This is a genomic window from Chloroflexota bacterium, assembly GCA_014360805.1.
Lineage (GTDB): Bacteria > Chloroflexota > Anaerolineae > DTLA01 > DTLA01 > DTLA01.
In genome coordinates this window covers 53,911-76,455 of the sequence record JACIWU010000004.1, presented here as the reverse complement: position 1 = coordinate 76,455, position 22,545 = coordinate 53,911, and the positions used below count along the sequence as shown (strand labels likewise).

Annotated in this window: 38 protein-coding genes; 37 read left to right on the top strand and 1 reads right to left on the bottom strand. The window is 63.2% G+C overall.

Annotated features, from left to right (window positions below; all coding sequences use genetic code 11):
* The 34 genes from tuf to rpsI form a co-directional block, all read left to right on the top strand.
* The coding region (tuf, locus tag H5T65_01545) for an elongation factor Tu (GenBank protein ID MBC7257912.1) at window positions 1-156 on the top strand (156 nt) is incomplete at its 5' end.
* A gap of 68 nt (window positions 157-224) precedes the next feature.
* Window positions 225-533, top strand: coding sequence for a 30S ribosomal protein S10 (gene rpsJ / locus H5T65_01540; GenBank protein ID MBC7257911.1), 309 nt, complete (start codon window positions 225-227; stop codon window positions 531-533).
* 84 nt (window positions 534-617) lie between these two features.
* Window positions 618-1,247: a 50S ribosomal protein L3 gene (gene rplC, locus H5T65_01535; GenBank protein MBC7257910.1), complete on the top strand. Its 630-nt coding sequence runs from the start codon at window positions 618-620 to the stop codon at window positions 1,245-1,247.
* Between the two features lie 67 nt (window positions 1,248-1,314).
* A complete protein-coding gene (gene rplD / locus H5T65_01530) occupies window positions 1,315-1,935 on the top strand; it encodes a 50S ribosomal protein L4 (GenBank protein ID MBC7257909.1) in 621 nt (206 codons plus the stop codon).
* 18 nt (window positions 1,936-1,953) lie between these two features.
* Window positions 1,954-2,241: a 50S ribosomal protein L23 gene (rplW, locus tag H5T65_01525; GenBank protein ID MBC7257908.1), complete on the top strand. Its 288-nt coding sequence runs from the start codon at window positions 1,954-1,956 to the stop codon at window positions 2,239-2,241.
* A 43-nt stretch (window positions 2,242-2,284) separates the two neighbouring features.
* Window positions 2,285-3,118 carry a 50S ribosomal protein L2 gene (gene rplB / locus H5T65_01520; protein MBC7257907.1) on the top strand — a complete coding sequence of 278 codons (834 nt, stop codon included), beginning with the start codon at window positions 2,285-2,287 and terminating at the stop codon, window positions 3,116-3,118.
* Between the two features lie 30 nt (window positions 3,119-3,148).
* A complete protein-coding gene (rpsS, locus tag H5T65_01515; protein ID MBC7257906.1) occupies window positions 3,149-3,436 on the top strand; it encodes a 30S ribosomal protein S19 in 288 nt (95 codons plus the stop codon).
* 63 nt (window positions 3,437-3,499) lie between these two features.
* Complete coding sequence (gene rplV / locus H5T65_01510; GenBank protein ID MBC7257905.1) at window positions 3,500-3,841, top strand: 50S ribosomal protein L22; 342 nt, start codon at window positions 3,500-3,502, stop codon at window positions 3,839-3,841.
* Window positions 3,842-3,879: 38 nt separating this feature from the next.
* Window positions 3,880-4,545 (top strand): 30S ribosomal protein S3, encoded by a 666-nt coding sequence (rpsC, locus tag H5T65_01505; protein ID MBC7257904.1) that lies wholly within the window; start codon window positions 3,880-3,882, stop codon window positions 4,543-4,545.
* Window positions 4,546-4,606: 61 nt separating this feature from the next.
* Entirely contained in the window at window positions 4,607-5,038 is a 432-nt protein-coding gene (gene rplP / locus H5T65_01500) for a 50S ribosomal protein L16 (protein MBC7257903.1), read from the top strand.
* Window positions 5,035-5,247 (top strand): 50S ribosomal protein L29, encoded by a 213-nt coding sequence (gene rpmC, locus H5T65_01495; GenBank protein ID MBC7257902.1) that lies wholly within the window; start codon window positions 5,035-5,037, stop codon window positions 5,245-5,247. The genes rplP and rpmC overlap by 4 nt, the downstream gene beginning before the upstream one ends.
* Window positions 5,244-5,495: a 30S ribosomal protein S17 gene (gene rpsQ, locus H5T65_01490; GenBank protein ID MBC7257901.1), complete on the top strand. Its 252-nt coding sequence runs from the start codon at window positions 5,244-5,246 to the stop codon at window positions 5,493-5,495. Before rpmC ends, rpsQ begins: the two co-directional genes overlap by 4 nt.
* Window positions 5,496-5,567: 72 nt before the next feature.
* Window positions 5,568-5,936, top strand: coding sequence for a 50S ribosomal protein L14 (gene rplN, locus H5T65_01485; GenBank protein MBC7257900.1), 369 nt, complete (start codon window positions 5,568-5,570; stop codon window positions 5,934-5,936).
* Between the two features lie 9 nt (window positions 5,937-5,945).
* Window positions 5,946-6,266 carry a 50S ribosomal protein L24 gene (locus H5T65_01480; protein MBC7257899.1) on the top strand — a complete coding sequence of 107 codons (321 nt, stop codon included), beginning with the start codon at window positions 5,946-5,948 and terminating at the stop codon, window positions 6,264-6,266.
* A 29-nt stretch (window positions 6,267-6,295) separates the two neighbouring features.
* The gene (rplE, locus tag H5T65_01475; GenBank protein ID MBC7257898.1) at window positions 6,296-6,841 is read left to right on the top strand and encodes a 50S ribosomal protein L5; all 546 of its coding nucleotides are present in this window, start codon (window positions 6,296-6,298) and stop codon (window positions 6,839-6,841) included.
* Window positions 6,842-6,872: 31 nt separating this feature from the next.
* Window positions 6,873-7,055, top strand: a complete 183-nt coding sequence (locus H5T65_01470) for a type Z 30S ribosomal protein S14 (GenBank protein ID MBC7257897.1) — start codon at window positions 6,873-6,875, stop codon at window positions 7,053-7,055.
* A gap of 20 nt (window positions 7,056-7,075) precedes the next feature.
* A complete protein-coding gene (gene rpsH / locus H5T65_01465; protein MBC7257896.1) occupies window positions 7,076-7,474 on the top strand; it encodes a 30S ribosomal protein S8 in 399 nt (132 codons plus the stop codon).
* 46 nt (window positions 7,475-7,520) lie between these two features.
* Complete coding sequence (gene rplF / locus H5T65_01460; protein MBC7257895.1) at window positions 7,521-8,060, top strand: 50S ribosomal protein L6; 540 nt, start codon at window positions 7,521-7,523, stop codon at window positions 8,058-8,060.
* Between the two features lie 86 nt (window positions 8,061-8,146).
* Complete coding sequence (locus H5T65_01455; GenBank protein ID MBC7257894.1) at window positions 8,147-8,515, top strand: 50S ribosomal protein L18; 369 nt, start codon at window positions 8,147-8,149, stop codon at window positions 8,513-8,515.
* 28 nt (window positions 8,516-8,543) lie between these two features.
* Window positions 8,544-9,074, top strand: coding sequence for a 30S ribosomal protein S5 (gene rpsE / locus H5T65_01450; GenBank protein ID MBC7257893.1), 531 nt, complete (start codon window positions 8,544-8,546; stop codon window positions 9,072-9,074).
* The gene (rpmD, locus tag H5T65_01445) at window positions 9,061-9,273 is read left to right on the top strand and encodes a 50S ribosomal protein L30 (GenBank protein ID MBC7257892.1); all 213 of its coding nucleotides are present in this window, start codon (window positions 9,061-9,063) and stop codon (window positions 9,271-9,273) included. The genes rpsE and rpmD overlap by 14 nt, the downstream gene beginning before the upstream one ends.
* On the top strand, window positions 9,274-9,720 hold the full coding sequence (rplO, locus tag H5T65_01440; protein ID MBC7257891.1) for a 50S ribosomal protein L15: 447 nt from the start codon (window positions 9,274-9,276) through the stop codon (window positions 9,718-9,720). It begins immediately after the preceding gene.
* A 21-nt stretch (window positions 9,721-9,741) separates the two neighbouring features.
* The gene (gene secY, locus H5T65_01435) at window positions 9,742-11,040 is read left to right on the top strand and encodes a preprotein translocase subunit SecY (protein MBC7257890.1); all 1,299 of its coding nucleotides are present in this window, start codon (window positions 9,742-9,744) and stop codon (window positions 11,038-11,040) included.
* Window positions 11,041-11,077: 37 nt separating this feature from the next.
* Window positions 11,078-11,734: an adenylate kinase gene (locus H5T65_01430; GenBank protein ID MBC7257889.1), complete on the top strand. Its 657-nt coding sequence runs from the start codon at window positions 11,078-11,080 to the stop codon at window positions 11,732-11,734.
* A 17-nt stretch (window positions 11,735-11,751) separates the two neighbouring features.
* On the top strand, window positions 11,752-12,498 hold the full coding sequence (gene map, locus H5T65_01425) for a type I methionyl aminopeptidase (protein ID MBC7257888.1): 747 nt from the start codon (window positions 11,752-11,754) through the stop codon (window positions 12,496-12,498).
* A 27-nt stretch (window positions 12,499-12,525) separates the two neighbouring features.
* Window positions 12,526-12,639, top strand: coding sequence for a 50S ribosomal protein L36 (gene rpmJ / locus H5T65_01420; GenBank protein MBC7257887.1), 114 nt, complete (start codon window positions 12,526-12,528; stop codon window positions 12,637-12,639).
* Window positions 12,640-12,691: 52 nt separating this feature from the next.
* Window positions 12,692-13,075 (top strand): 30S ribosomal protein S13, encoded by a 384-nt coding sequence (gene rpsM, locus H5T65_01415; protein ID MBC7257886.1) that lies wholly within the window; start codon window positions 12,692-12,694, stop codon window positions 13,073-13,075.
* 85 nt (window positions 13,076-13,160) lie between these two features.
* Complete coding sequence (gene rpsK / locus H5T65_01410; GenBank protein ID MBC7257885.1) at window positions 13,161-13,556, top strand: 30S ribosomal protein S11; 396 nt, start codon at window positions 13,161-13,163, stop codon at window positions 13,554-13,556.
* Between the two features lie 45 nt (window positions 13,557-13,601).
* Window positions 13,602-14,237 carry a 30S ribosomal protein S4 gene (gene rpsD, locus H5T65_01405; protein MBC7257884.1) on the top strand — a complete coding sequence of 212 codons (636 nt, stop codon included), beginning with the start codon at window positions 13,602-13,604 and terminating at the stop codon, window positions 14,235-14,237.
* Window positions 14,238-14,297: 60 nt separating this feature from the next.
* Complete coding sequence (locus H5T65_01400; protein ID MBC7257883.1) at window positions 14,298-15,212, top strand: DNA-directed RNA polymerase subunit alpha; 915 nt, start codon at window positions 14,298-14,300, stop codon at window positions 15,210-15,212.
* Between the two features lie 60 nt (window positions 15,213-15,272).
* Complete coding sequence (gene rplQ, locus H5T65_01395) at window positions 15,273-15,629, top strand: 50S ribosomal protein L17 (protein ID MBC7257882.1); 357 nt, start codon at window positions 15,273-15,275, stop codon at window positions 15,627-15,629.
* Between the two features lie 14 nt (window positions 15,630-15,643).
* Entirely contained in the window at window positions 15,644-16,459 is an 816-nt protein-coding gene (truA, locus tag H5T65_01390) for a tRNA pseudouridine(38-40) synthase TruA (GenBank protein ID MBC7257881.1), read from the top strand.
* A gap of 12 nt (window positions 16,460-16,471) precedes the next feature.
* Entirely contained in the window at window positions 16,472-16,900 is a 429-nt protein-coding gene (rplM, locus tag H5T65_01385) for a 50S ribosomal protein L13 (protein MBC7257880.1), read from the top strand.
* A gap of 13 nt (window positions 16,901-16,913) precedes the next feature.
* Complete coding sequence (gene rpsI, locus H5T65_01380) at window positions 16,914-17,306, top strand: 30S ribosomal protein S9 (protein MBC7257879.1); 393 nt, start codon at window positions 16,914-16,916, stop codon at window positions 17,304-17,306.
* A gap of 96 nt (window positions 17,307-17,402) precedes the next feature.
* On the opposite strand, the gene H5T65_01375 is transcribed toward rpsI, so the two are convergent.
* Complete coding sequence (locus H5T65_01375) at window positions 17,403-18,275, bottom strand: decaprenyl-phosphate phosphoribosyltransferase (GenBank protein ID MBC7257878.1); 873 nt, start codon at window positions 18,273-18,275, stop codon at window positions 17,403-17,405.
* 351 nt (window positions 18,276-18,626) lie between these two features.
* Here H5T65_01375 and H5T65_01370 point away from each other — a divergent pair, with 351 nt between their 5' ends.
* From H5T65_01370 to H5T65_01360, 3 genes are read left to right on the top strand one after another with little or no spacing between them, the layout of a single operon-like run.
* Window positions 18,627-19,496: a TlyA family RNA methyltransferase gene (locus H5T65_01370; protein MBC7257877.1), complete on the top strand. Its 870-nt coding sequence runs from the start codon at window positions 18,627-18,629 to the stop codon at window positions 19,494-19,496.
* Between the two features lie 27 nt (window positions 19,497-19,523).
* The gene (locus H5T65_01365; GenBank protein ID MBC7257876.1) at window positions 19,524-20,693 is read left to right on the top strand and encodes an MFS transporter; all 1,170 of its coding nucleotides are present in this window, start codon (window positions 19,524-19,526) and stop codon (window positions 20,691-20,693) included.
* Window positions 20,683-22,470: a glycosyltransferase family 39 protein gene (locus tag H5T65_01360; GenBank protein ID MBC7257875.1), complete on the top strand. Its 1,788-nt coding sequence runs from the start codon at window positions 20,683-20,685 to the stop codon at window positions 22,468-22,470. Before H5T65_01365 ends, H5T65_01360 begins: the two co-directional genes overlap by 11 nt.
* Window positions 22,471-22,545: the final 75 nt, after the last annotated feature.

The following is a 22,545-nucleotide window of genomic DNA, read 5'->3' as shown; positions in this document are numbered from 1 at the left end:
TTGCCCGAGGGGATGGAGATGGTGATGCCTGGGGACAACGTGAACTTGAAGGTGAAGTTGATCGTGCCGGTGGCGCTGGAAGTGGGGTCGCGGTTTGCGATCCGCGAAGGCGGGCGGACGGTCGGTGCAGGCGTCATCACCGAGATTTTGGAATAGGCTTGTTGGCAAACTGAGGTCGGGGATGGAGCAACCTCTATCCCCGACCCTTGTGGGGAGTGGGGTACATGGCGAAGCAGAGAATCCGAATTCGCATCAAGGCGTATGATCATCGTGTGCTGGATCAGTCCGTTCGGCAGATCGTGGAGACTGCGGAGCGCACCGGCGCTGTGGTTGTGGGGCCGGTTCCCCTGCCGACGAAGATAGAGCGGTTCGTCGTGCAGCGTAGCCCCTTCGTGGACAAGGACTCGCGCGAGCAGTTTGAGATTCGGACGCACAAGCGGCTGGTGGATGTGATAGACCCCGGATCCAAGACGATTGATACGCTGATGCGCCTGAACCTGCCGGCTGGCGTGGATGTGGAGATCAAACTGTAGGCCCGGCGTAACTCTTGAGACACCGCTGCCGAGAACAGGACTTATTGTCGTTGTACGTGAGGGCAGTGTTTGGTGAGGAGTGGTATGAAAGGATTACTCGGAAGAAAACTGGGAATGACCCGCATCTTTGACGAGTCGGGTAAGGTGATTCCCGTTACGGTGATAGAGGCGGGGCCCTGCTACGTAACGCAGAAGAAGACCGTTGAGACGGATGGCTACTCGGCGATCCAGATTGGCTTTGAGGAGACCGAGCAGCGCAAGTTGACTCGCCCGGAATGGATGCGGCTGAAGAAAGTGAACCTGCCTCCGCTGCGGCACTTGCGCGAGTTGCGGATGTCCGATGTCAGCGGGTACGAAGTGGGGCAGAAACTGCTGGTAGACCTGTTCAAGCCTGGGGACAAGGTGGACATCACGGGCCTGTCCAAAGGGCGCGGCTTCGCTGGCGTGGTGAAGCGGCACGGGTTTGGCGGCGGGCCTGCCACCCACGGTCAGTCGGACCGGCATCGCGCGCCTGGGTCCATCGGCTCGGGCACCACGCCCGGACGGGTATACAAGGGCACGCGCATGGCGGGGCACATGGGCAACCAGAAGACCACAAGCCAGAACCTTCAGGTCGTCATGGTGGATCCGGAGCGCAACCTGCTGTTGGTGCGGGGGGCGGTGCCGGGCGGCAAGAACGGGCTGGTGCTCATCCGCGAGGCCGTGAAGCAATAGCAATCTGACCTCAGGCGGGGCGCGGGAAACTCGTGGGCTGCCCCGACCGGCAAGGAGTAGGATAAAGATGTTGGTTCCATTGCGAAATCTGGAAGGCGAAGTCGTCGGCGAAGTGGAACTGCGCGATGATATCTTTGCCGCGCCGATTCACGAGCCGGTTATGCACCAGGCGCTGCTGCGGCAACTGGCGAACGCGCGGCTGGGCACGGCGGATACGAAGACGCGATCGGAAGTACGCGGCGGCGGGCGGAAGCCGTGGCGGCAGAAAGGCACGGGCCGCGCGCGCCAGGGGAGCATTCGCGCCCCGCACTGGCGCAAGGGCGGGATTGTTTTCGGGCCACATCCGCGCAGTTATGCCCAGGCTATGCCGCGCAAGATGCGCCGAATGGCGCTGCGCAGCGCGCTGTCGGTGAAGGCGGCCGAGGAGCAGATCATCGTGGTGCAGGACCTGGCGCTGGACGAGCCGAAGGCCAAGGTTATGCGGCAGGTTGTGGACAACCTGGCGGGCGGCGGCTCGGCGCTCATCCTGCTGCCGGAGCGCAACGAGGTGGTGGAACTCTCGGCGCGCAACCTGCCGGATGTCAAGACGCTGCGGGCGCATTACCTGAACGTGCGCGACCTGCTGACATACGACTACGTAGTCATGCCCGTCTCGGCCATCCAGGCGATTGAGTCATTCTTGGGCTAGCGGAAGGGGTTGAGAGCCATGAACATCTACGAAGTGCTGCGACGCCCGGTGCTCACCGAAAAATCGGATGCGCTGCACGCGCAGTCCAAGTACGTGTTTGAGGTGGACCGGCGGGCGACCAAGATCATGGTGAAGCAGGCGGTGGAGGCCGCGTTCAACGTGAAGGTGGTGGACGTGAACATCATCAACGTTCCGGCCAGGATGGGACGCTACGGCCGCCGGCAAGTCATCTCCAAGTCGGCCTGGAAGAAGGCGGTTGTAACGCTGGCTCCGGGCGATAAGATCACGTTCTTTGAGGGTGTGTAGCGCGAACAGTTCGCCCAGAATCATGAATCCGTGAGGGGTTTCCATGGGGATTAAGATTTACAAGCCGACCTCGCCGGGAAGGCGGGGGATGTCAGTCTCAACATTTGAAGAGATCACGCGCGAAGAGCCAGAGCGAAGCCTGTTGCAGCCGCTGCGCAAGACGGCCGGCCGCAACGTGTTCGGGCGCGTAACGGTGCGCCACCGGGGTGGCGGCCACAAGCGCATGTATCGGGTCATTGACTTCCGCCGGGACAAGGACGGCGTGCCCGCGCGGGTGGAGTCCATTGAGTACGACCCGAATCGCTCGGCGCGTATCGCCCTGCTGCTGTACGCGGACGGCGAGCGGCGCTACATCATCGCGCCCATCGGCCTGATGGTGGGGCAGACGGTGATGTCGGGGCCCGACGCGGAGATTCGTCCTGGCAACGCATTGCCCATCGCGAATATCCCTCTGGGCACGATGATTCACAACATTGAACTGTACCCTGGGCGCGGCGGGCAGTTGGTGCGCTCCGCGGGCACGGCGGCCCAGTTGCTGGCCAAGGAAGGCGACTATGCGCAGATTCGCCTGCCTTCGGGCGAGGTGCGCCTGGTGGCCCAGACCTGCAAGGCCACCATCGGCCAGGTCGGCAATACCGACCATTCCAACATCAGCCTGGGCAAGGCAGGCCGCAAGCGGTGGCTGGGCCGCAAGCCTCACGTGCGTGGGTCTGCGATGACGCCGCGCGATCACCCGCACGGTGGTGGCGAAGGTCGGTCGCCCATCGGCATGCCCGGGCCCAAGACGCCGTGGGGCAAGCCCACGCTGGGTTACAAGACGCGGCGCAATAAGCGGACCGATCCCATGATCGTCCGCCGCAGAACCAAGAAGCGGTAGTGGTAGTCAGGCATTTGCTGGAGGTGAACAGTGTCTAGGTCTTTGAAGAAAGGCCCTTACGTGGATCCCAAACTCCTCAAGCGCATTGAGGAGATGAACAAGAGCGGCGAGAAGAAGGTGATCAAGACTTGGTCGCGCGCGTCCACGATCTTTCCCCAGATGGTGGGGCATACGATTGCGGTCCATAACGGTCGCCGGCATGTGCCCGTGTACATCACCGAGAACATGGTGGGGCACAAGTTGGGTGAGTTCGCGCCCACGCGACTGTTCCGGGGCCACTCGTACAAAGAAAAGGGCACGAAGGTCAAAGGCAGGTAGCGTTGGGGTTGCGCTCTGTACGGCAGCCCGACAGATTGCATGACAGAGGTTGTCAGAATGGACTTGGAAGTTAGGGCGGTATTGAAATACAGCGGAATATCACCCCTGAAGGCGCGGCTGGTGGCCAACCAGGTGCGCGGCCTGGGTGCAGATGAGGCATTGGCGCGGCTGAAGGTCATGCCGCAGGCGGCGGCCAGACCGGTGGCGAAGGTGATCCGTTCGGCCATCGCCAATGCCGAGGAGAACATGGAACTTTCGCGCGATGATCTTTACATTGCGAAGATATTCGTGGACCAGGCGCCAAGCCGCCGCTGGCGGAGGTTCGGCGCGAGGGGCCGTTTCAAGCCCATCATTCGGCGTTCGTCGCACATCACGGTGGTGCTTAGCCCGCGGGAAGAGGCCTAGACAGGCTGGCCGCTGAAACGTTTGGCAGGAGGTAGACTTTGGGGCGCAAGGTTCATCCGACAGTATATCGGCTGGGAATCAACAAGACTTGGGATGCGCGTTGGTACGCGCAGGGGCCTCAGTACGCGGAGTTTCTGCGCGAGGACCTGAAGATTCGCAACATCGTTCGCGACCGCTTGCAGAAGGCGGGGCTTTCCAAGATAGAGATTGAGCGGTTCGCGAAGCAGATCATCGTTACGCTGCACACGGCCAAGCCGGGCATTGTCATCGGCCGGCGCGGCGCCAGCGTTAACGACCTGCGCAAGCACCTGGAAGAGATGACGGGCAAGAAGGTACGCATTGAGGTGAAGGAGATCAAGCGCCCTGAACTGGATGCGTACCTGGTTGCCGAGAGCATCGTGGAGCAGTTGGAGCGCCGCATTTCCCACAAGCGCGCCATGAAACAGGCAATTTCGCGGACCATGCGGGCCGGCGCGCAGGGCATCCGCATCATGTGCGGCGGGCGGCTTTCCGGCTCGGAGATGGCGCGGCGCGAGTGGCAGCGCGAGGGGCGGGTTCCTCTCCAAACGCTGCGGGCCGATATTGACTATGCCAAAGCCGAGGCCCTGACTACATTCGGGCGCATCGGGGTGAAGGTGTGGATTTACAAGGGCGAAGTGATGCCCGAGGCTGAGGAGACCGAAGAGGTCGTCGTAGCCGAATAGATATCCAGCGCGCCCACACGAGGGAATGGCGGCGGGGGCGCAGGTGTAGGAGTGAATGACTATGCTGATGCCAAAGCGAGTGAAATACAGGCGAGTTCATCGGGGCAGGATGAAGGGCCAGGCTCAGCGCGGCGCTGAGGTGCATTTCGGCGAGTATGGGCTTCAGGCGTTGGAGCCGTGCTGGATGACCAGCCGCCAGTTGGAGGCGGCACGCCGCGCCATCGTGCGCTATGTGAAGCGCGGCGGCAAGATTTGGATTCGCGTCTTCCCGGACAAGCCGGTGAGCAAGAAGCCCGCCGAGACCCGTATGGGCGGCGGCAAGGGCGCGCCGGATCACTGGGTGGCGGTGGTCAAGCCCGGTCGCGTGCTCTTTGAGATCGCGGGCGTCCGCGAGGAAGTGGCGCGCGAGGCGATGCGTCTGGCCGCTCACAAACTGCCCATCAAGACCCAGTTCATCCGACGGATTGAACAGGCCGGAGGCGAGGAAGCATGAAAGTCTCCCAGATTCGCAACATGACGGACGAAGAACTGAAGCGCAAGATCAGCGAGGCCTACCAGGAGTTGCTCAACCTGCGGTTTCAGTTCGTGGCGGGGCAGTTGAAGAACACCAACCGCCTGAAAGAGGTCAAGAAGGATATTGCCAGGATGCGCACCGTTTGGCGGGAGCGTGAATTGCAGAGGTACGGGGAGGATGCGTCATGAGGGAGCGTCGCAAGCAGATGGTGGGCCGCGTAACCAGCAACAAGATGGACAAAACCGTGGTGGTGCAGATTGAGCGCCTCAAACGACATCCTCTGTACGGCAAAACCATTCGGCAGCGCCGCCGATTCAAGGCGCACGACGCCGAGAATACGTGCCAGGTGGGCGATCTGGTCCGCATCGTGGAGTCCCGCCCGTTGAGCAAAGAGAAGCGGTGGGTCGTGGTGGAGATTCTGGAGAGGGCCCAGTAGCCTAGATGGTCAGGGTTTGCCGAATGCCCTACGGGGCCGGCGGCCTGGAAGTCGCAATCGGGAGTTGAAGAAATGATCCAGGTTCAGACAAGGCTGAAAGTGGCAGACAACACGGGCGCACGCGAGATCATGTGCATCCACGTCGTCGGCGGGTCGCAACGGCGCTACGCCGAGGTGGGCGACATCATCATCGCCTCGGTGAAGCAGGCGACGCCGACTGGCTCCTACAAGAAGGGCGACGTGGTGCGCGCGGTCGTGGTGCGGACGGCGAAGGAGTACGCCCGCCCCGATGGCTCGTACATTCGGTTTGACGAGAACGCCGCAGTCATCGTGGATGATTACAAGAATCCCAAGGGGACCCGCATCTTCGGGCCTGTGGCGCGCGAACTGCGCGAGAAGGGCTTCATGAAGATCGTGTCCCTGGCGCCGGAAGTCGTATAGGGGGCGTTTATGAGCAAGATGAAGATCAAGAAGGGCGATACGGTCGTAGTGCTCAGCGGCGATGACAAGGGCGCGAAGGGCGCGGTCAAGTTGACGATGCCGAAGCGCCAGATGGTGATCGTCGCGGGCGTGAACATGATCAAGAAGCATCAGAAGCCGACGGGGTCCACCCGCACGCAGGTGGGCATCATAGAGCGCGAGGCGCCCATCCACGTTTCCAACGTGGCGCTGTACTGCAACCATTGCCAGCGGGGCGTCCGAGTGGGCTACCAGGTTGCCGCCGACGGTTCCAAGGTGCGGGTCTGCCGCCGCTGCGGCGAACCGCTGTGAGCCGGCCTGATGCGTGAGGAGTTTTGAGTATGCCGAGGTTGAAGGACAAGTACCAACAGGAAATCCTGCCTGCTTTGCAGCAGGAATTTGGGTACCGGAATGTGATGGAGGTGCCCCGAATCGTCAAGGTGGTGGTGAACGTCGGCCTGGGCGAGGCGCTGCAGAATGCCAAGGCCCTGGACGCCGCGTCCAACGACATCATGCTCATCACGGGCCAGAAGCCGATTGTGCGCAAGGCCCGGAAGTCCATCGCCACCTTCAAGTTGCGCGAGGGGAACCCCATCGGCATCAAGGTTACGCTGCGTGGCAATCGTATGTACGATTTTCTGGACCGGCTGATGAACATCGCCCTGCCGCGACTGCGGGACTTCCGCGGCGTCTCGCCCGATGCCTTTGACGGGCGCGGCAACTACACCCTGGGACTCCAGGAGCAACTCATCTGGCCCGAGATCAACTACGACACCATTGACAAAGTGCGAGGGATGGAAGTAACGATTGTTACGACGGCGAAGACCGATGAGGAAGCACGCCGACTGCTCCAATTGCTCGGGATGCCTTTCCGAAAACGGCAATAGCAGGGATTGATAAGCAGGAGGGAGTAAGACAGTGGCGAAGAAGAGCATGATTGCGCGGGAAAAGAAGCGGAAGTACGCGGTTCGGGTTCGCAACCGCTGCCACATCTGCGGGCGACCCAGGGGCTACATGCGCCGCTTTGACCTGTGCCGGATTTGCTTCCGTGAACTGGCCGTGGAAGGCAAGATTCCCGGTATTGTGAAGTCCAGTTGGTGATTCAGACAGGAGTGCAGGGAATGAGCGTAAATGACCCGATTGCCGATATGCTGACGCGGATGCGGAATGCGACGATGGCGCACCACAAGACGGTGGCCATTCCCCATTCGCGGGTGAAGGCGGAGATTGCACGGATTCTCAAGGAGGAAGGCTACATCAAGGACTTTGAGGTCGTGAACCAGAAGCCTGCTCCTGTGCTGAGGTTGCATTTGAAATACACACAAGACAAACAGCCTGTGCTGACCGGTCTGAAGCGTGTCAGTTCGCCTGGGCGGCGGGTGTACACCAGCCGGGCCGACATCCCGTGGGTGTTGAGCGGCGTCGGCATCGCGATTCTGTCCACGCCGAAGGGGATCATGACCGGGCAGAAGGCGCGGCGGCTCGGCGTGGGCGGCGAGATTCTGTGCTACGTCTGGTAGGAATCGCGCCCCGGGGCGTACAGGATGTTTGCAGGGAGGAATGGAAGTGTCGCGTATAGGACGGCAACCCGTGCCGATTCCAAAGGGTGTGCAGGTAACGATAGAAGGGAATCGCCTGATCGCAAAAGGGCCGAAAGGTGAACTGGCCCGCGATCTGCCCGAGCCGATTCAGGTGCGGGTGGAGGGCGATCAGATAGTGGTTACGCGCCCCAGCGATGACCGGGTGCATCGGTCGCTGCACGGCCTGACCCGCGCGCTGGTGGCGAACATGATCACCGGCGTGCACGAAGGGTTTACCCGACGCATGGAGATTGAAGGCGTGGGGTGGCGCGCGGAGGCGCAGGGCCAGAATCTTGTGCTGATGGTGGGGTACTCCCATCCGGTTGAGATCGTGCCGCCGCCCGGCATCACCTTCCAGGTGGATAAGGGTGGGCGCACCTTCTCCATCTTCGGCATTGACAAGGAACTGGTGGGGGAAATCGCCGCGCGGATTCGCCGCGTGCGACCGCCCGAGCCGTACAAGGGCAAGGGCATCCGCTACGAGGGTGAGAAGATCCGCCGCAAGGCCGGCAAGACCGGCAAGTAGTGGCCCCGCGTACCAGCAGTGAACGAAAGAGTTTTCTCCCTCCTCGGCGAAAACGGGGCGGGGGTGGTTCTAGGGAGGAATAGAGGATGAGCAAGGAAGTGGATACCGCAAAGGCTCGCGAGATAAGGCATCGGCGCGTTCGTGCCACGGTGAAGGGGACGAGCGCCCGGCCGCGCCTGAACGTATTCCGGAGCAATCAGCATATCTACGCGCAGATCATTGACGATACGATCGGGCACACGCTGGTGTCTGCTTCCACTATTGACGCCGAGATTCGCCCGAAGTTGGGAAGTCTGAGCAAGACGGAACAGGCGAAACTGGTGGGGCAGACACTTGCAAAGAGAGCCTTGGCCATCGGGGTTACGAAGGTGGTCTTTGATCGGGGCGGCTACCGGTATCATGGCCGCGTGAAGTCGCTGGCAGACGGTTCGCGAGAAGGCGGGCTGGAGTTCTAACCCTGCACCGGGGTTTTGAGGAGGATGCATGTTCGGCGAAGAGTACGAAGAGCAGGAACAACTGGAAGAGCGATTGGTGTCCCTCGCCCGCGTGGCTAAGGTGGTCAAGGGTGGGCGCCATTTTGGGTTCCGCGCCGTGGTCGTCGTGGGTGATCGCAACGGGAGCGTGGGGGTTGGCATCGGCAAGGCACGTGAGGTGCCCGATGCGATCCGCAAAGGCTCGGAGCGGGCGCGGAAGAACATGAAGAAGATCCCGCTGGTCGGGACGACAATCCCGCATCCGGTCATCAGCAAGTTCGGAGCGGCCCAGGTGCTGCTGAAGCCCGCTTCTCCGGGCACGGGCGTGATCGCGGGGAGCGCGGTGCGCGCCGTGGTAGAGGCCGCGGGCATCCGCGACATCCTGACCAAGTCGCTGGGGAGCGCGAATCAGTTGAACGTTGTCCAGGCGACGATGAAGGGCCTGCTGCAACTGAAGGATTCGGCGGAAGAGGCCAGCCGCCGAGGCAAGCAGGTTGTGGAAGTTACTCCATTCTGGAGGCGGAAACATGGTGCCTCGTAAGAAGAAGGAACCCATTCGCAAGTTGCGCATCACGTTGCGTAAGAGCGTGATCGGCTACTCGGAGCGCCAGAAGGCGACCGTGCGCGCGTTGGGGCTGCACCATCTGGGCCAGGTGGTGGAGAAGCAGGACTCGCCCGCCGTGCGAGGGATGGTCGCCAAGGTCAGCCACCTCGTAGAGGTGCAGGAGGTTGAAGAGTAGATGAAGTTGCATGAATTGTGGCCCGCGTGGGGCTCAAAGAAAAACAAGCGGCGGGTGGGCCGCGGCCACGGCTCGGGCCGAGGCAAGACCGCAGGGCGCGGCACGAAAGGCCAGAACGCGCGCACAGGCGGGCCGGTGGCTCCCTACTTTGAGGGCGGCCAGTTGCCCATGGTGCGCCGCCTTCCATTCCGGCGCGGCTTCACCAATATCTTCAAGGTGCAGTACGCGACGGTCAACGTGTACCGCCTGGCGGAGTTTGAACCCAATACCGTGGTTACGCCCGACCTGTTGGTGGAAAGCGGCATCATCCGTTCGGCTGACCTGCCGGTGAAGATTTTGGGGCACGGTGAGATTGACCGCCCGCTGACGGTCAAGGCCCATCGGTTTACGGCCGGCGCGAAGGAGAAGATTCTGGCCGCGGGCGGTTCTGTTGAGGAGATCGGCTAACAGTCCGAAGGAGCGTAGAGCATGCTTCAGGCCCTGAAAAATGCCATCAAGTTGCCAGACCTGCGACGGCGGATCATCTTCACCATCGTCGTGTTGATCGTGTACCGCATGGCGTCGCAGATTGCCATTCCGGGCATTGACCACAACGTGCTGCGCGACCTGTTCGCCCGCAGCCAGTTGCTGGGGTTGCTGGATTTGTTCTCGGGTGGCGCCATGTCCAACTTCTCCATCATGGCGATGGGCGTGTACCCTTACATCACGTCGTCCATTATCATGACGCTGCTACAGCCCATCATCCCGCCGTTGGAGCGGCTGGCCAAGGAAGGCGAGGCAGGGCGCCAGAAGATCAACATGTACACCTACATCGGGACGATTCCGCTGGCCCTGCTGCAGGGCTGGGCGCAGGCGACGCTGCTGCAGCGCGAAGGTGTGCTTTCGGGATTCGGCTTCTCGGGCGCGGCGCTCCTGCCGACCATCGCAACCCTGGTCTCGCTGACGGCAGGCACAATGCTGGCCGTGTGGCTCGGGCAGTTGATCACCGAGCAGGGCATCGGGAACGGCATCTCCATCATCATCTTTGGCGGCATCGTGTCGCGGATTCCGCAGCGCGTGGGCGAGATGATCGCGCAGCAGAACTACGGCGCGCTGATCGCGTTCCTGGTCATCACCGCGATCACGGTCGGCGTGATTGTGGTCGTGCAGGAAGGCGTGCGGCGAATCCCGGTGCAGTACGGGCGGCGGGTGCTGGCGCAGAGAGGCAATCGCCTGCGGGTGGCCGGTGGGCAGAGCACCTACGTGCCGCTACGGGTCAACTCGGCGGGCATGATTCCGCTGATCTTCGCCCAGTCGCTGATGATCTTCCCGGGCACGGTGGCCAGTTACTTCGTCGGCTCGTCCAACGCAACGATATCCAAGATTGCGACCGGTGTGCAGAGTTTCTTCTCACCGCAGGGCAACTGGTACTGGATTTTCTACTTCTTCCTGGTTGTGGGGTTCACGTACTTTTACACGGATGTGGTGTTCCGGCAGCAGAACCTGCCCGAGATGCTCCAGAAGAATCACGGGTTTATCCCGGGCATTCGGCCTGGACGTCCCACCGCCGACTATCTGAACGGCGTGCTGGGTCGCATCACGCTGGTGGGTGCGCTGTTCCTGGCGGTGGTCGCCATCCTGCCCTGGCTCACCCGCGACCTGACGGAGACATCCACCATGCTCATCACGAGCGCGGGCTTGCTCATCGTCGTGGGCGTGGTGCTGGATACGATGAAGCAGTTGGAGGCGCAGTTGCTGATGCGCCACTACGAGGGCTTCATCAAGTAGGGTAGCGATGGCGTCGGAGCGGGGAAAGGCGGGAGCGATGGAGCCGAAGTACTACATTCTGCTGGGCGCGCCGGGAGCGGGCAAAGGCACCCAGGCGGCCATGTTGATCCTGGCGCTGGGCATCCCGCACGTGGCAAGCGGCGACCTGTTCCGCGAGCACCTGAGCAAGGGCACCGAGTTGGGCCTGCTGGCCAAGCAGTACATGGACGAGGGGAAACTCGTGCCGGATGACGTTACGGTGCGCATGGTGCTGGAGCGGCTTGCGCAGCCCGATTGCGCCAGAGGCGCGATCCTGGACGGTTTTCCGCGCACCATCGCGCAGGCCCAGGCGCTGGAGCGGGCGCTGGCCGCGAAGGGACAGAGCATCCAGGCGGCCCTGTACATCAAAGTTTCCACCGAGGAACTGTTGCGACGCTTGGGTGGGCGCTATACTTGCAAAAACTGCGGGGCCGTGTATCATACCGTTTTTGACCCGCCGAAGCAGGCCGGTGTGTGCGATAAGTGCGGCGGGCCGCTGTACCAGAGGCCCGATGACACGCCGGAGACCGCGAAGAGGCGGCTGGACGTGTACTTCCAGCAGACGGCTCCGCTCATAGAGTACTACCGCCGGCAAGGGCTGCTGCGGGAAATAGATGGTGAGCAGTCCATAGAGGCAGTTCACGCGGCGCTCTTGAAGGTCATCAAGGGCGAGTAGAGGCTCTTTTCTAACCGATGGTTACACTGAAGTCCGGCCGAGAACTGAAGTTGATGCGCGAGGCAGGGCGGATCGTGGCGCAGGTGCTGGAGGCCATGAAGGCCAAGGCCGCTCCAGGGGTTACGACGGCCGAACTGAACGAGGAGGCCGAACGGCTCATCCGCAAGATGGGCGCAATCCCCTCGTTCAAGGGATACCACGGGTATCCGGCGGCCATTTGCACGTCCATCAACGAGCAGGTGGTGCACGGGATACCCGATGGCCGAAGGCTCAACGAGGGTGACATCCTGAGCGTGGACGTGGGGGCTATCTTCAAGGGCTACCAGGGCGACGCGGCCATCACGATTCCCATCGGGGCGATTAGCCCCGAGGCGCGGCGGCTGCTGGAGGTTACCGAAGGCGCGCTGTGGGCGGGGATCGCCAAGGCCAGGGTGGGCCTGCGTACCGGCGACATCTCGGCGGCCATCCAGGAGTGGGTGGAGAGCCGAGGGCTGTCGGTGGTGCGCGAATACACCGGCCACGGCATCGGCAGGCAGATGCACGAGGATCCGCAAATCCCGAATTTCGGGCGGCCCGGAACGGGGTACATCCTGCGCGAGGGGATGACCTTCGCGTTGGAGCCCATGGTCAACCTGGGCACGTGGAAGACGAAGGTGCTGAGCGACGGCTGGACGGTGGTAACGGAAGATGGGCGGCTGTCTGCCCACTTTGAGCATACCGTTGCGGTTACCGACGGGGAGCCGCAGGTGCTCACGGTTTTGTAGCAGAAAGGAATTGGGAGGCGATAGGTCATGAAGGTCAGCGGTTCTGTGAAGCGACGCTGCGAAAAATGCAAGATTATCCGACGGCGCGGGGTGGTGCGCGTGATTTGCACCAATCCCAAGCACAAGCAGCGCCAGGGTTAGGCGTTGCGTGGGTTCGGCCGTGAGGGCTACGATTCTAGGAGGAAAGTAAGGCATGGCACGTATTGCTGGAGTTGACTTGCCTCGCGACAAGCGCGTGGAAGTCGCACTGACGTACATCTACGGGATCGGTCCTTCCACCAGTCGGGAGATTCTGGCGCGTACCGGAGTCAACCCGGACATTCGGGTCAAGGATCTCTCGGAGTCGGAGATTGCGACGCTCCGCGAGTTCATTGACAAGAACTATCGGGTGGAAGGCGACCTGCGCCGCGAGGTGAACATGAACATCAAGCGGCTCACCGAGATTGGGTGCTACCGCGGGCTGCGGCATCGGCGGAACCTGCCGGTTCGCGGGCAGCGCACACGGACGAACGCACGCACCAAGCGCGGGGCGCGCAAGACCGTGCCGGGCAAGAAGCGATCGCGGGCCAAGAAGTAGTCTCTGCGCAAGGGTGGCGCGGCCCTCGTGTGCAGGTGGCGCACCTTGCGAGTGTATGGACATGGAATGGAGTTGAGGAGGAATCATGGCGCGAACAAAAGGAAGACGGCGAGGGACGAGGGTTGAGCGCAAGAACGTTCCTTACGCTCAGGCGCATATCCTGGCCACATTCAACAATACGATTGTTACCGTTACCGACCAAAACGGCAACGTAATCACGTGGGGAAGCACCGGTTCGGCCGGGTTCAAGGGGTCCAAGAAAAGCACTCCCTACGCGGCCCAACTGGCAGCCCAGCAGACCGCGAAGCAGGCGATGGATCACGGGGTGCGAGAGGTGGATGTGTTCATCAAGGGCCCCGGCCCGGGCCGCGAAGCGGCGATCCGTGCGCTGGCTGCCGCCGGCCTGAAGGTGCGGTCCATCTCGGACGTTACGCCGATCCCGCACAACGGTTGCCGCCCGCCCAAGAAGCGGCGAGTCTAGAGTTACAGGTTTTGCAAGAGTAGCAGGATCCTTGCAGGAGGAAAGATGGCTAGATACATAGGTCCGGTCTGCAAACTGTGCAGGCGCGAAGAAGAGAAACTCTATTTGAAGGGCGAGCGCTGCTTTGGCGACAAGTGCGCCCTGGAGAGGCGCAGTTACGCCCCCGGGATGCACGGGCGCAAAGGGCAGTTCCGCCGCAAAGTGTCGGACTATGGGCTGCGGCTGCGGGAAAAGCAGAAGGCACGCCGCATCTACGGCGTCCTGGAAAAACAGTTCCGCCGCTACTATAGCGAAGCCCTGAAACGGCCCGGCATGACCGGCGTTACGCTGTTGAGCATCCTGGAGCGGCGGCTGGACAACGTGGTGTACCGCCTGGGGTTTGCCGAATCGCGGGCGCAGGCGCGGCAGTTGGTGCGGCACGGGCACTTTGAGGTGAACGGCCGCAAGACCAATGTCCCGTCCATGATCTTGCGCCCGGGCGACGTGGTGGCAGTGCGCCAGAGCAGTTATAACAACGGCTACTTCTCTACCGTTAGGGAACTCCTGGCCGAGCGCAAGGTGGTGGATTGGCTCAGCCGCGACGATAATCGGCTATCCGGACAGGTTTTGAGCATGCCGACCCGTGAGCAGATTGATGTTCCGCTGCAAGAGCAACTCATCGTGGAGTATTACAGCCGCTAGTGTTGCTCTGCCATTTTGTAGCGAACAAGGAAGGTGGTTTCGTTGTTTGATCAAGTGCTAATGAAAATAGAAACCCAGGCAGGCTCCCAGAAGTACGGTCGGTTCAGCATCGGCCCCTTGCCGGGCGGCTACGGGGTAACGTTGGGGAACGCGCTGCGGCGAGTGCTCCTGTCCTCGCTGCCGGGCGCCGCGGTAACGTCCATTCGGGTGAGCGGGGTGTTCCACGAGTTCTCGGACATCCCCCACTGCAAAGAAGACATGATCACGCTGATCCTCAACGCCAAGCAGTTGCGGTTCATCATGCCGCAGGGCGAGACCGCGCGGCTGCATGTGGAAGTCAAAGGCGAGGGCGTGATCACAGGAGCCGACCTGGTGTGCCCGGCGCACGTGGAGATCGTCAACCCCGATCAGCACCTGCTGACCGCCGACTCGCCCGAGGCAGACCTGGACATTGAGATGGTGGTGCAGACCGGATACGGCTACTCGCCGGCGGAGGAGCGCGGCGAATTGCCCATCGGCGAGATTCCGGTGGATGCGGTGTTCAGCCCGGTGCGCAAGGCGAACTTCCGCGTGGAGCGCGAGCGCGTGGGCCAGATGACCGACTTCAACCGCCTGATTATGGAAGTGTGGACCGACGGCACCATCCGGCCGAGCGAGGCGCTACGTCAGAGCGCGCAGATTCTGGTGAAGCATTTCGCCCTCATCGCCGGCGTGAGCGATGTGGAGGTGATGGAGGCCGAGGTGCCCACCGAGATCAGCGTTCCCGATTGGGTTCGCTCTGCGCCCATTGAGGACCTGGAACTGACCGTCCGCGCCTACAATTGCCTGAAGCGCGCGGGCATCACGAAAGTGGGCGAGGTCCTCGCGCGCCTGGAGAAGGGCGAAGACGAGATTCTGAGCATCCGCAATTTCGGCCGCAAGTCGCTGGACGAGTTGCTGGAGAAGTTGCGGGCCAAGGGGTTCCTGCAGGAGTAGCGTTCGCGCGGTTCCTGCGGCATCCCTGCACCGGAGACTTGATTCAACGAGGGATTGGATATGCGACACAAGGTAGCAGGCCGAAAACTGGGACGTTCCACCGGGCAGCGCAAGGCGCTGTTCCGGACGCTGGTAACACAGTTTCTGGATCACGGCAAGATACAAACGACCGAGGCGAAGGCCAGGGCCATTCGCGGCCAGGCCGAGCGCATGATTACGCTGGCGAAGCGCGGGGACTTGCACGCGCGCAGGCTGGCGGCTGCGCAGTTGAACGACCCCAAGGTGGTTCAGAAGTTGTTTGAGACCATCGGGCCGAAGTATCAGGATCGCGCGGGCGGGTACACCCGCATGCTGAAGTTGGGGCAGCGCCAGGGCGACGGCGCACCGATGGTGCTCCTGGAGTTGGTGGAAGAGTAGGACTGACGGACGAGGTGAATCGCGCGGCAGCAGAAACGGCGCAATCGCCTGGTCTCGCCGTAGAGGCGGAAGGTCAGATTTACAAGGCCGTTGTGGAATACGACGGCACACAGTACTTTGGATTTCAAATACAGCCGAAAGCCCCGACCATCCAGGGCGAACTGGAGGCGGCGCTGGCGAAGGTGCTGGGCGGGCCTGTCCGTATCGTGGGCGGAGGACGCACAGACGCGGGCGTGCATGCCCTGGGGCAGGTCATCAGTTTCCGGGCCACATGGAAGCACTCGCCCGAGGAACTGGGCCGGGCCATGAACGCGCACCTGCCCGCCGACATCGCCGTGCGCGAGGTGGCGGCGATGCCCGAGGGGTTCCATGCCCGCTTCAGCGCTGTGGCGCGGCGCTACCGGTACACGCTGTTCGTGTCGCCGGTGCGGTCGCCGCTGCGGGAACGGTACGCATGGCGGTTGGCCGAAGAACCCGACTGGGAGAGCCTGGCGCAGGCCAGCGCGCTGGTGGTGGGCGAGAAGGACTTCGGGGCCTTCGGGGAAGCGCCGTGGGGCGACTCTACGGTGCGGTGCATCCGCCGGGCCCGCTGGAGCAGGTGCGAGGACTTCCTGCTGTGGGATGTGGAGGCCAACGCGTTCCTGCGAAGCATGGTGCGGACTCTGGTGAGCACCATGGTCTGGGTGGGCACGGGGCGCATGACGCTGGAGGCGCTGGCGGACTTGTTTCGCCAGCCGGATCGCAGCCGAGTCGCGCCGCCGGCTCCGGCATCCGGGCTGTGTCTGATGGAAGTGCTCTACGGACGTGGGGCATGCAGCATCTCTGAGTAAGGAGTTATCCAGGTGAAGACATACGTAGTCAAAGAAGGCGAAATCAAGCGAGAGTGGTACGTGGTGGACGCGGAAGGGAAGACGCTGGGGCGTCTGGCTTCCCAAATCGCCCGCATTCTGATGGGCAAGCACAAGCCGTACTACACCCCGCATTTGGATACCGGCGATTTTGTGGTCGTGGTCAATGCGGACAAGATTCGCGTTACCGGCCGCAAGTTGGACCAGAAGATGTACTACCGCTATTCGGGCTATCCCAGCGGGCTGAAGAGCGTAACGCTTCGCAGGCAGTTGGAGACTCATCCTGACCGTGTCATCTGGGCGGCGGTGCGCAACATGCTGCCCAAGAACAAGTTGGGGCGAGTGATGCTGAAGAAACTGAAAGTGTACGCTTCGCCCGATCATCCACACGCGGCGCAGCAGCCGAAACCGTTAGATTTGTAGGTTAGGAGGACGCATGTCAGTTCAGTACTATGAGGCAGTGGGTCGGCGCAAAGAGGCCAGCGCAAGGGTGCGTCTCTTCGCCGGTTCGGGCAAGATTGTGGTGAACAACCGCCCGGTGGAGGAATACTTCCCCCGCGAGGGCGACATGATCCAGTTGCTGGAGCCTCTGCGGGTTACGGAGAGCGAAGGCAAGTGGGACATCACGGTTCTGGTGAAGGGCGGGGGCGTTTCCGGCCAGTTGGATGCGGTGCGCCATGGCATCGCGCGCGCCCTGCTGAAGGTGGACCCGGAGATGCGCCTTCCACTTCGCAAGGCGGGGTTGCTTACCCGCGACCCGCGCGCCAAAGAGCGCAAGAAGCCCGGCCTCAAGCGCGCACGCAAGGCGCCGCAGTACACCAAGCGTTAGCCCAGGCGCGGCCTCGTTTACGGGGCACGCTCGGACGCAAGACAACAAAAGAGGGTGCACAGGAACGTCCCGTGCACCCTCTTTGTGCTGCTGGCGCTAGTGGGTGAAGTACATGATGATGATAACGGCTATCCCAAAGAGGAGCACGTTGAGGAAGAAGGGCTTGTCTTTCAGGAGCAGTTCTTCGGGGCTGCCGCCCTGCTGCTTGATGTGGATCAGGTACAGGTAGCGAAAGATGCCGTAGAGGACAAACGGGATGGTGAGCATCATGGTGTGGTTGGCGGGCACGTTGGGCGCGAAGAACGTGTACAGCGAGTAGGCGATGACCGTGCTGGACGCCACGACGTTGATCATCTCGTCCAGGAACCGCAGGCTGTACTGGTCCAGGATGGCGCGGTGGTTGTTGGCATCTTCCGCCAGCAGCGCCAGTTCATGCCGCCGCTTGCTGAAGCCCAGGAACAGGGCGAGCAACGTCATGCAGATGTACAGCCACGGCGAGAAGCGCTCCACGTTCACCAGCACGACGCCCCCCGCTACACGCAGCACGAACCCCGCGGCGATGGTCATCACGTCCAGAATGACGTGGTTCTTGAGGTAGAACGAGTAGGCGATCATGAGCAGGAGATAGGCCAGGCTGATGACCCCGAACGCGGCGTTCAGGGCAAAAGCCGCCGGCACGAAGATGGCCACGATGAGGGCGGCAGCGATGACGGCGGCGCTCTTGGGCAACTGGCCAGAGGCCAGCGGGCGGTTGCGCTTCACCGGATGCAGCCGGTCCCGCTCAATGTCCACCAGGTCGTTGATGAGGTAGACGGCGCTGGACAGTAGGCAGAAGATGATGAACCCCGCCAGCGTTAGGAGCAGGTACTCGGTTTGGAACAGTTTGCGGTCAAAGACCAGGGCGGCCCACACGAAGACGTTTTTCGTCCACTGCTTGGGCCGCATGCTTTTGATGAGCAGGCGCAGCACGCTGTTTCTCCTCGGTTGGGTAGAGTAGCCGACACATGATATCGGAGATTGGCTGGAGCGTCAACTTGGGGCGGAGGCTGCGAGCGGCAGGTATGGGAAACCCGCCCTACGATCGCTATCCACGAATAACACGAATCCACACCGATGGAGAACGAATGTAGACACGTAGGGCGGCTTTCCATAGCCGCCGAGGGCCGGGCAGGTATGGGCGCCTGCCCTACGGTGTGCGGTCTCGTAGGGCGGCTTTCCATGGCCGCCGAGGGCCGGGGCAGGTATGGGAACCTGCCCTACGCCTCGCTACCCTACGGTGTGCCGTCTCGTAGGCGGCTTTCCATGGCCGCTGTTCCCCCGATGCCTGGCCTGCCGCCCCGCGACGACGGGCGCGTTCTTGACGTTTCGCGCAGGTGCGGGTATCCTGCATCCGTGAGCAAGGACAAGGTTCGCCTGGACGTGCTTCTGGTAGAGCGGGGGCTGGCCGAGACGCGGGAAAAGGCGCGGCGGCTGACGCTGGCCGGGCAGGTGGAGGTGGACGGGCGCACCGCGGACAAGCCGGGGATGGCCGTGCCCCGCGACGCCGACGTGCGCGTGCGCGAGGGGCTGCCCTTCGTCAGTCGCGGCGGCCTGAAATTGGCGGCGGCGCTGGATGCCTTTGGCGTCGCCGTGGGGGGAGCGGTGGCCGCCGACTTTGGCGCGTCCACGGGCGGGTTCACCGACTGCCTGCTCCAGCGCGGCGCCAGGCGTGTGTACGCTCTGGACGTGGGGTACGGGCAACTGGCCTGGCCCCTGCGCGATGACCCCCGCGTGGTCGTCATGGATCGGGTGAACGTGCGCTATCTGGAAGCGTTGCCCGAAGCCGTGGACATCGTTACGATAGACGTGTCTTTCATCTCTCTGGGCCTGGTGCTGCCCGCCGCGCTGCGCGTGCTCAAGCCCGAGTCGGGCCAGGTGGTGGCGCTGGTGAAGCCCCAGTTTGAAGCGGGCAGGAACAAGGTGGGCAAGGGGGGCGTTGTCAAGGATCCCGCCGTTCACCGCGAGGTGCTGGAACGGGTGCGGGACACCGCCCGCGCGCTCGGGTTTCGGGTGCGCGGGCTGATTCGCTCGCCCGTCACCGGCCCCGCGGGCAACGTGGAGTTTCTGATGCACCTGGCGCTGGCCGGCGAGGAGCCGAACTGGGATTCCATCCTGGAAGCGGCATTGGCGGCAGCCTCGCCGAACTCATAGACGAATCCGAAGACGGAGCAACGCACTGTGGCCAAAGTCAACTCGCGAGACCGCTACTCCCGCATGTTCTTCCTGGCTATGCTCGCCCAGTTTGTGTTCTTCGCCAGCATCCACCTGCTCATGTGGACGTTGCCTCTGTACATATCCTTGAAGTTCCCGAGCGCGACGGAAGTGGGGCTGATCATCGGCCTGATGGCGGTTTCCGCGGTGCTGTTGCGGCCCTGGGCGGGGGCCTGGGCCGACCGCTACGGACGCAAGGTGCTCCTCGTCGCAGGGGCTGTGGCCACGGGCATCGCCCCGCTGTTCTACCTTGCGGGCGGGTCCCTTCCTCTGCTGGCGGTTGGGCGGCTCATTCAGGGCGCGGGGATATGTCTGTTCACCACCGGCTACGGTGCGTTGATCCCGGACATCACGCAGCCGTCCAGGCGCGGCGAGGCGATCGGGCTGGCGTCCATCACCATGCCGCTGTCGCTGATGATCATGCCGCGCGTGGGCGCTGCCGTGCAGGAGCACTACGGGTTTGCGGTGCTGTTCGTTGCTTCGTGTGTGGTGGCGGCAATGGCCCTTTCGGTGAGCCTGGTTCTGCCGCGCGGGAACTACAGCGGGCAGTCGGGGGTCAGGCCGGTCTCCTTTCGCTCCGTGCTGGGCATACGGCGGCTGTGGGCGGCGCTGGCGGCGGTGGCGGCGCTGGCGCTGGCCTGGGGCGCGCTGCTGGCCTTCTTGCCCCTCTTCGCCGAATCGCGCGGCATCGCGGGGGGCAGTTACTTCTTCCTGGGCTACGGCTTGGCGCAGGTTGCGGCGAGTTACTCGGTGGGCGGCCTGTCGGACCGCTACGGCCGGGCGCGCCTTATCGTGCCGGGGATGCTGGGCGTCGCGGTGGCGCTGGTGCTGGTGTCGCGGGTGAGCAGCCTGGTCCCATTGCTCGTGCTGGCACCTGTGATTGGGCTGCTGTTCGGCGCGGCGAAGATTTCCCTGGACGCCTTCTGCGTGGATTCGGTGCCTGTGGAGGGGCGCGGGGCGGTTGTAAGCCTGGAGTTCGCCGTGTTTGACGCGGGCATTGGTTTGGGTTCGCTTGGGCTTGGGGCCGTGGCCGATGCGTTGGGCTACGGCAACATGTTCGTGGCCATGTCGGGGCTGGTCCTCGCCGGGCTGCTGACGTTTGTATTTCTTCACAGGAGGAACGGGCGTGCGGCGTAACGTCCTCGGCCCGCGCGTCGGCCTGGTCCTCGTCGTGGCGGTCGCCCTGGCGCTGCGCCTCTACGGGCTGAACTGGGATGGCGGACAGTGGATTCACCCCGACGAGCGCATGATCCTGATGGTGGTGAGCAATCGACTGTCGGTCCCGACGCCCGAGCAACTGCCGCTTCTCCTGACGCCCGAAAGCCCGCTGAATCCGGCGTTCCACGCCTACGGTTCGTTCCCGCTGTACCTGCTCAAGGCCCTGCAATTGATGGCGGGCGGCCGGCTGCCTCTGCACATTCTGGCGCGGGCGCTGTCGGTGGCCTTTGACTGCGGGACGGTGCTGCTCGTCTATGCGCTGGCGGCGTCCCTGGCCGGGGCATGGTGGGGCGTGCTGGCAGCGTTTTTGCTCGCCGTGTCGCCCATCCACGTTCAGTTGGCGCACTACTATACCGTGGACACGGTGCTTGCGTTCTGGACGGCGCTGGGGGCGTATTTCGCCTTGCGGTTGGCCGCGACGGGCAGGCGGCGATGGGCGCTGGCAGTGGGCGCGGTCTCGGGGTTGGCCGCCGCGACGAAACTCATCGGAGCCGCGGTCATCTTGTTGGCGTTCCTGGCGCTTGCCGCGCGAGTGGCGGGGGGCGGGCGGTGGAGCCGCAAGGGCCTTGTGCAGGCGGTCGGGCCGATGGCGGCGGCTGCGGGCGTGGCTTTGGCGGTCTTCGCCCTCGCCGACCCTTACGCGATTGTGGATGCACGGGCCTTTTGGGGCGAGGCGGCCAACCAAGCCCTGATGGCGCGGGGCGATCCCCGCTTCCCGTACACACTCCAATTCTACTATACGGTCGTGTACCTTTACCCGTTGTGGCAGAATCTGACGCGGGGCTGGGGCGTCGGAGCAGGGCTTCTGGCGTGGGGCGGCCTGATTTGGAGAGGCGCGCGGGCGGTGCTTCGGGTTCGCCGTCCCGACGGTTGGGCGGTGCTGGCGGCGTGGGCGCTCGCGTTCTTCGTCGTGGTGGGCGGGTGGCATGCCAAGTTTCCGCGCTATCTTCTGCCGATGATGCCGCTGCTGTGCGTGTTGGCGGCGGGGATGTTGGCGGATGCCTGGCGGCGCTTCGGGGCGTGTGGTCAGCGAGTGGGAATCGCGCTGGGGGTCTTGATTCTCGTCGCCACCACGTGCCTGTACGCGGTCGGCCTGGACGGCATCTTCGGCCAGGAGCACCCGTGGGTGCGGATGTCGCGGTGGATGTACGAGCGCATCCCGAAAGGCGCTGCGGTGGCCACCGAGTACTGGGACATGGCCCTGCCGCTGCCCCTTGTGGTGGAGGGCCAGCCGCGCGACCGGGGCAACTACCGCCTGACCGAGTTGAGCCTGTACGATGCGGACACGCCGGAGAAATGGGAGGGTTTGGCGAAGGCGCTTGCGGCCACGGACTACTATGTTGTGGCGTCGCAGCGGGTGTATGGGCCGGTGGGCCTGCTGCGCGAACTGTATCCCATCACGTCGCGCTTCTATACGCTCCTGTTCCAGGAGCGGTTGGGTTTTCGCCTGGCTCACTGGGAGGGCACGGACATGCGGGTTCTGGGCGTGCGCGTTGTGGAGAACCCCTTCGCGCGGGCGGGGCTGCCCGTGCCCGAAGCCGTCCTGCGTACCTGGCAGGACGGGCGCGCGTTGCTACTGCCGGGGGCCGACGAGTCGTGGACGGTGTACGATCGCCCGCTGGTGATGGTATTCCGCAACGAGGGCCGGCTCAGCGCGCAGGACATTGAGGCGGCGCTGCAGTCGGCGGGGCCATAGCGTGGGGGCTGGCGGCCTGTTTTGTCCAAGATTTGGCAAGGGATTATAATGGCACACCGACTAGGGATATGAGGA

What these genes read in the sequence shown, in the direction of transcription:
- rpsJ (MBC7257911.1), top strand. Translation starts at nt 225, where the DNA reads ATGGCGAAGCAGAGAATCCGAATTCGCATCAAGGCGTATGATCATCGT.
- rplC (MBC7257910.1), top strand. Translation starts at nt 618, where the DNA reads ATGAAAGGATTACTCGGAAGAAAACTGGGAATGACCCGCATCTTTGAC.
- rplD (MBC7257909.1), top strand. Translation starts at nt 1,315, where the DNA reads ATGTTGGTTCCATTGCGAAATCTGGAAGGCGAAGTCGTCGGCGAAGTG.
- rplW (MBC7257908.1), top strand. Translation starts at nt 1,954, where the DNA reads ATGAACATCTACGAAGTGCTGCGACGCCCGGTGCTCACCGAAAAATCG.
- rplB (MBC7257907.1), top strand. Translation starts at nt 2,285, where the DNA reads ATGGGGATTAAGATTTACAAGCCGACCTCGCCGGGAAGGCGGGGGATG.
- rplP (MBC7257903.1), top strand. Translation starts at nt 4,607, where the DNA reads ATGCTGATGCCAAAGCGAGTGAAATACAGGCGAGTTCATCGGGGCAGG.
- rpmC (MBC7257902.1), top strand. Translation starts at nt 5,035, where the DNA reads ATGAAAGTCTCCCAGATTCGCAACATGACGGACGAAGAACTGAAGCGC.
- rpsQ (MBC7257901.1), top strand. Translation starts at nt 5,244, where the DNA reads ATGAGGGAGCGTCGCAAGCAGATGGTGGGCCGCGTAACCAGCAACAAG.
- rplN (MBC7257900.1), top strand. Translation starts at nt 5,568, where the DNA reads ATGATCCAGGTTCAGACAAGGCTGAAAGTGGCAGACAACACGGGCGCA.
- H5T65_01480 (MBC7257899.1), top strand. Translation starts at nt 5,946, where the DNA reads ATGAGCAAGATGAAGATCAAGAAGGGCGATACGGTCGTAGTGCTCAGC.
- rplE (MBC7257898.1), top strand. Translation starts at nt 6,296, where the DNA reads ATGCCGAGGTTGAAGGACAAGTACCAACAGGAAATCCTGCCTGCTTTG.
- rpsH (MBC7257896.1), top strand. Translation starts at nt 7,076, where the DNA reads ATGAGCGTAAATGACCCGATTGCCGATATGCTGACGCGGATGCGGAAT.
- H5T65_01455 (MBC7257894.1), top strand. Translation starts at nt 8,147, where the DNA reads ATGAGCAAGGAAGTGGATACCGCAAAGGCTCGCGAGATAAGGCATCGG.
- rpsE (MBC7257893.1), top strand. Translation starts at nt 8,544, where the DNA reads ATGTTCGGCGAAGAGTACGAAGAGCAGGAACAACTGGAAGAGCGATTG.
- rpmD (MBC7257892.1), top strand. Translation starts at nt 9,061, where the DNA reads ATGGTGCCTCGTAAGAAGAAGGAACCCATTCGCAAGTTGCGCATCACG.
- rplO (MBC7257891.1), top strand. Translation starts at nt 9,274, where the DNA reads ATGAAGTTGCATGAATTGTGGCCCGCGTGGGGCTCAAAGAAAAACAAG.
- secY (MBC7257890.1), top strand. Translation starts at nt 9,742, where the DNA reads ATGCTTCAGGCCCTGAAAAATGCCATCAAGTTGCCAGACCTGCGACGG.
- H5T65_01430 (MBC7257889.1), top strand. Translation starts at nt 11,078, where the DNA reads ATGGAGCCGAAGTACTACATTCTGCTGGGCGCGCCGGGAGCGGGCAAA.
- map (MBC7257888.1), top strand. Translation starts at nt 11,752, where the DNA reads ATGGTTACACTGAAGTCCGGCCGAGAACTGAAGTTGATGCGCGAGGCA.
- rpmJ (MBC7257887.1), top strand. Translation starts at nt 12,526, where the DNA reads ATGAAGGTCAGCGGTTCTGTGAAGCGACGCTGCGAAAAATGCAAGATT.
- rpsM (MBC7257886.1), top strand. Translation starts at nt 12,692, where the DNA reads ATGGCACGTATTGCTGGAGTTGACTTGCCTCGCGACAAGCGCGTGGAA.
- rpsK (MBC7257885.1), top strand. Translation starts at nt 13,161, where the DNA reads ATGGCGCGAACAAAAGGAAGACGGCGAGGGACGAGGGTTGAGCGCAAG.
- rpsD (MBC7257884.1), top strand. Translation starts at nt 13,602, where the DNA reads ATGGCTAGATACATAGGTCCGGTCTGCAAACTGTGCAGGCGCGAAGAA.
- H5T65_01400 (MBC7257883.1), top strand. Translation starts at nt 14,298, where the DNA reads ATGAAAATAGAAACCCAGGCAGGCTCCCAGAAGTACGGTCGGTTCAGC.
- rplQ (MBC7257882.1), top strand. Translation starts at nt 15,273, where the DNA reads ATGCGACACAAGGTAGCAGGCCGAAAACTGGGACGTTCCACCGGGCAG.
- rpsI (MBC7257879.1), top strand. Translation starts at nt 16,914, where the DNA reads ATGTCAGTTCAGTACTATGAGGCAGTGGGTCGGCGCAAAGAGGCCAGC.
- H5T65_01370 (MBC7257877.1), top strand. Translation starts at nt 18,627, where the DNA reads ATGCCTGGCCTGCCGCCCCGCGACGACGGGCGCGTTCTTGACGTTTCG.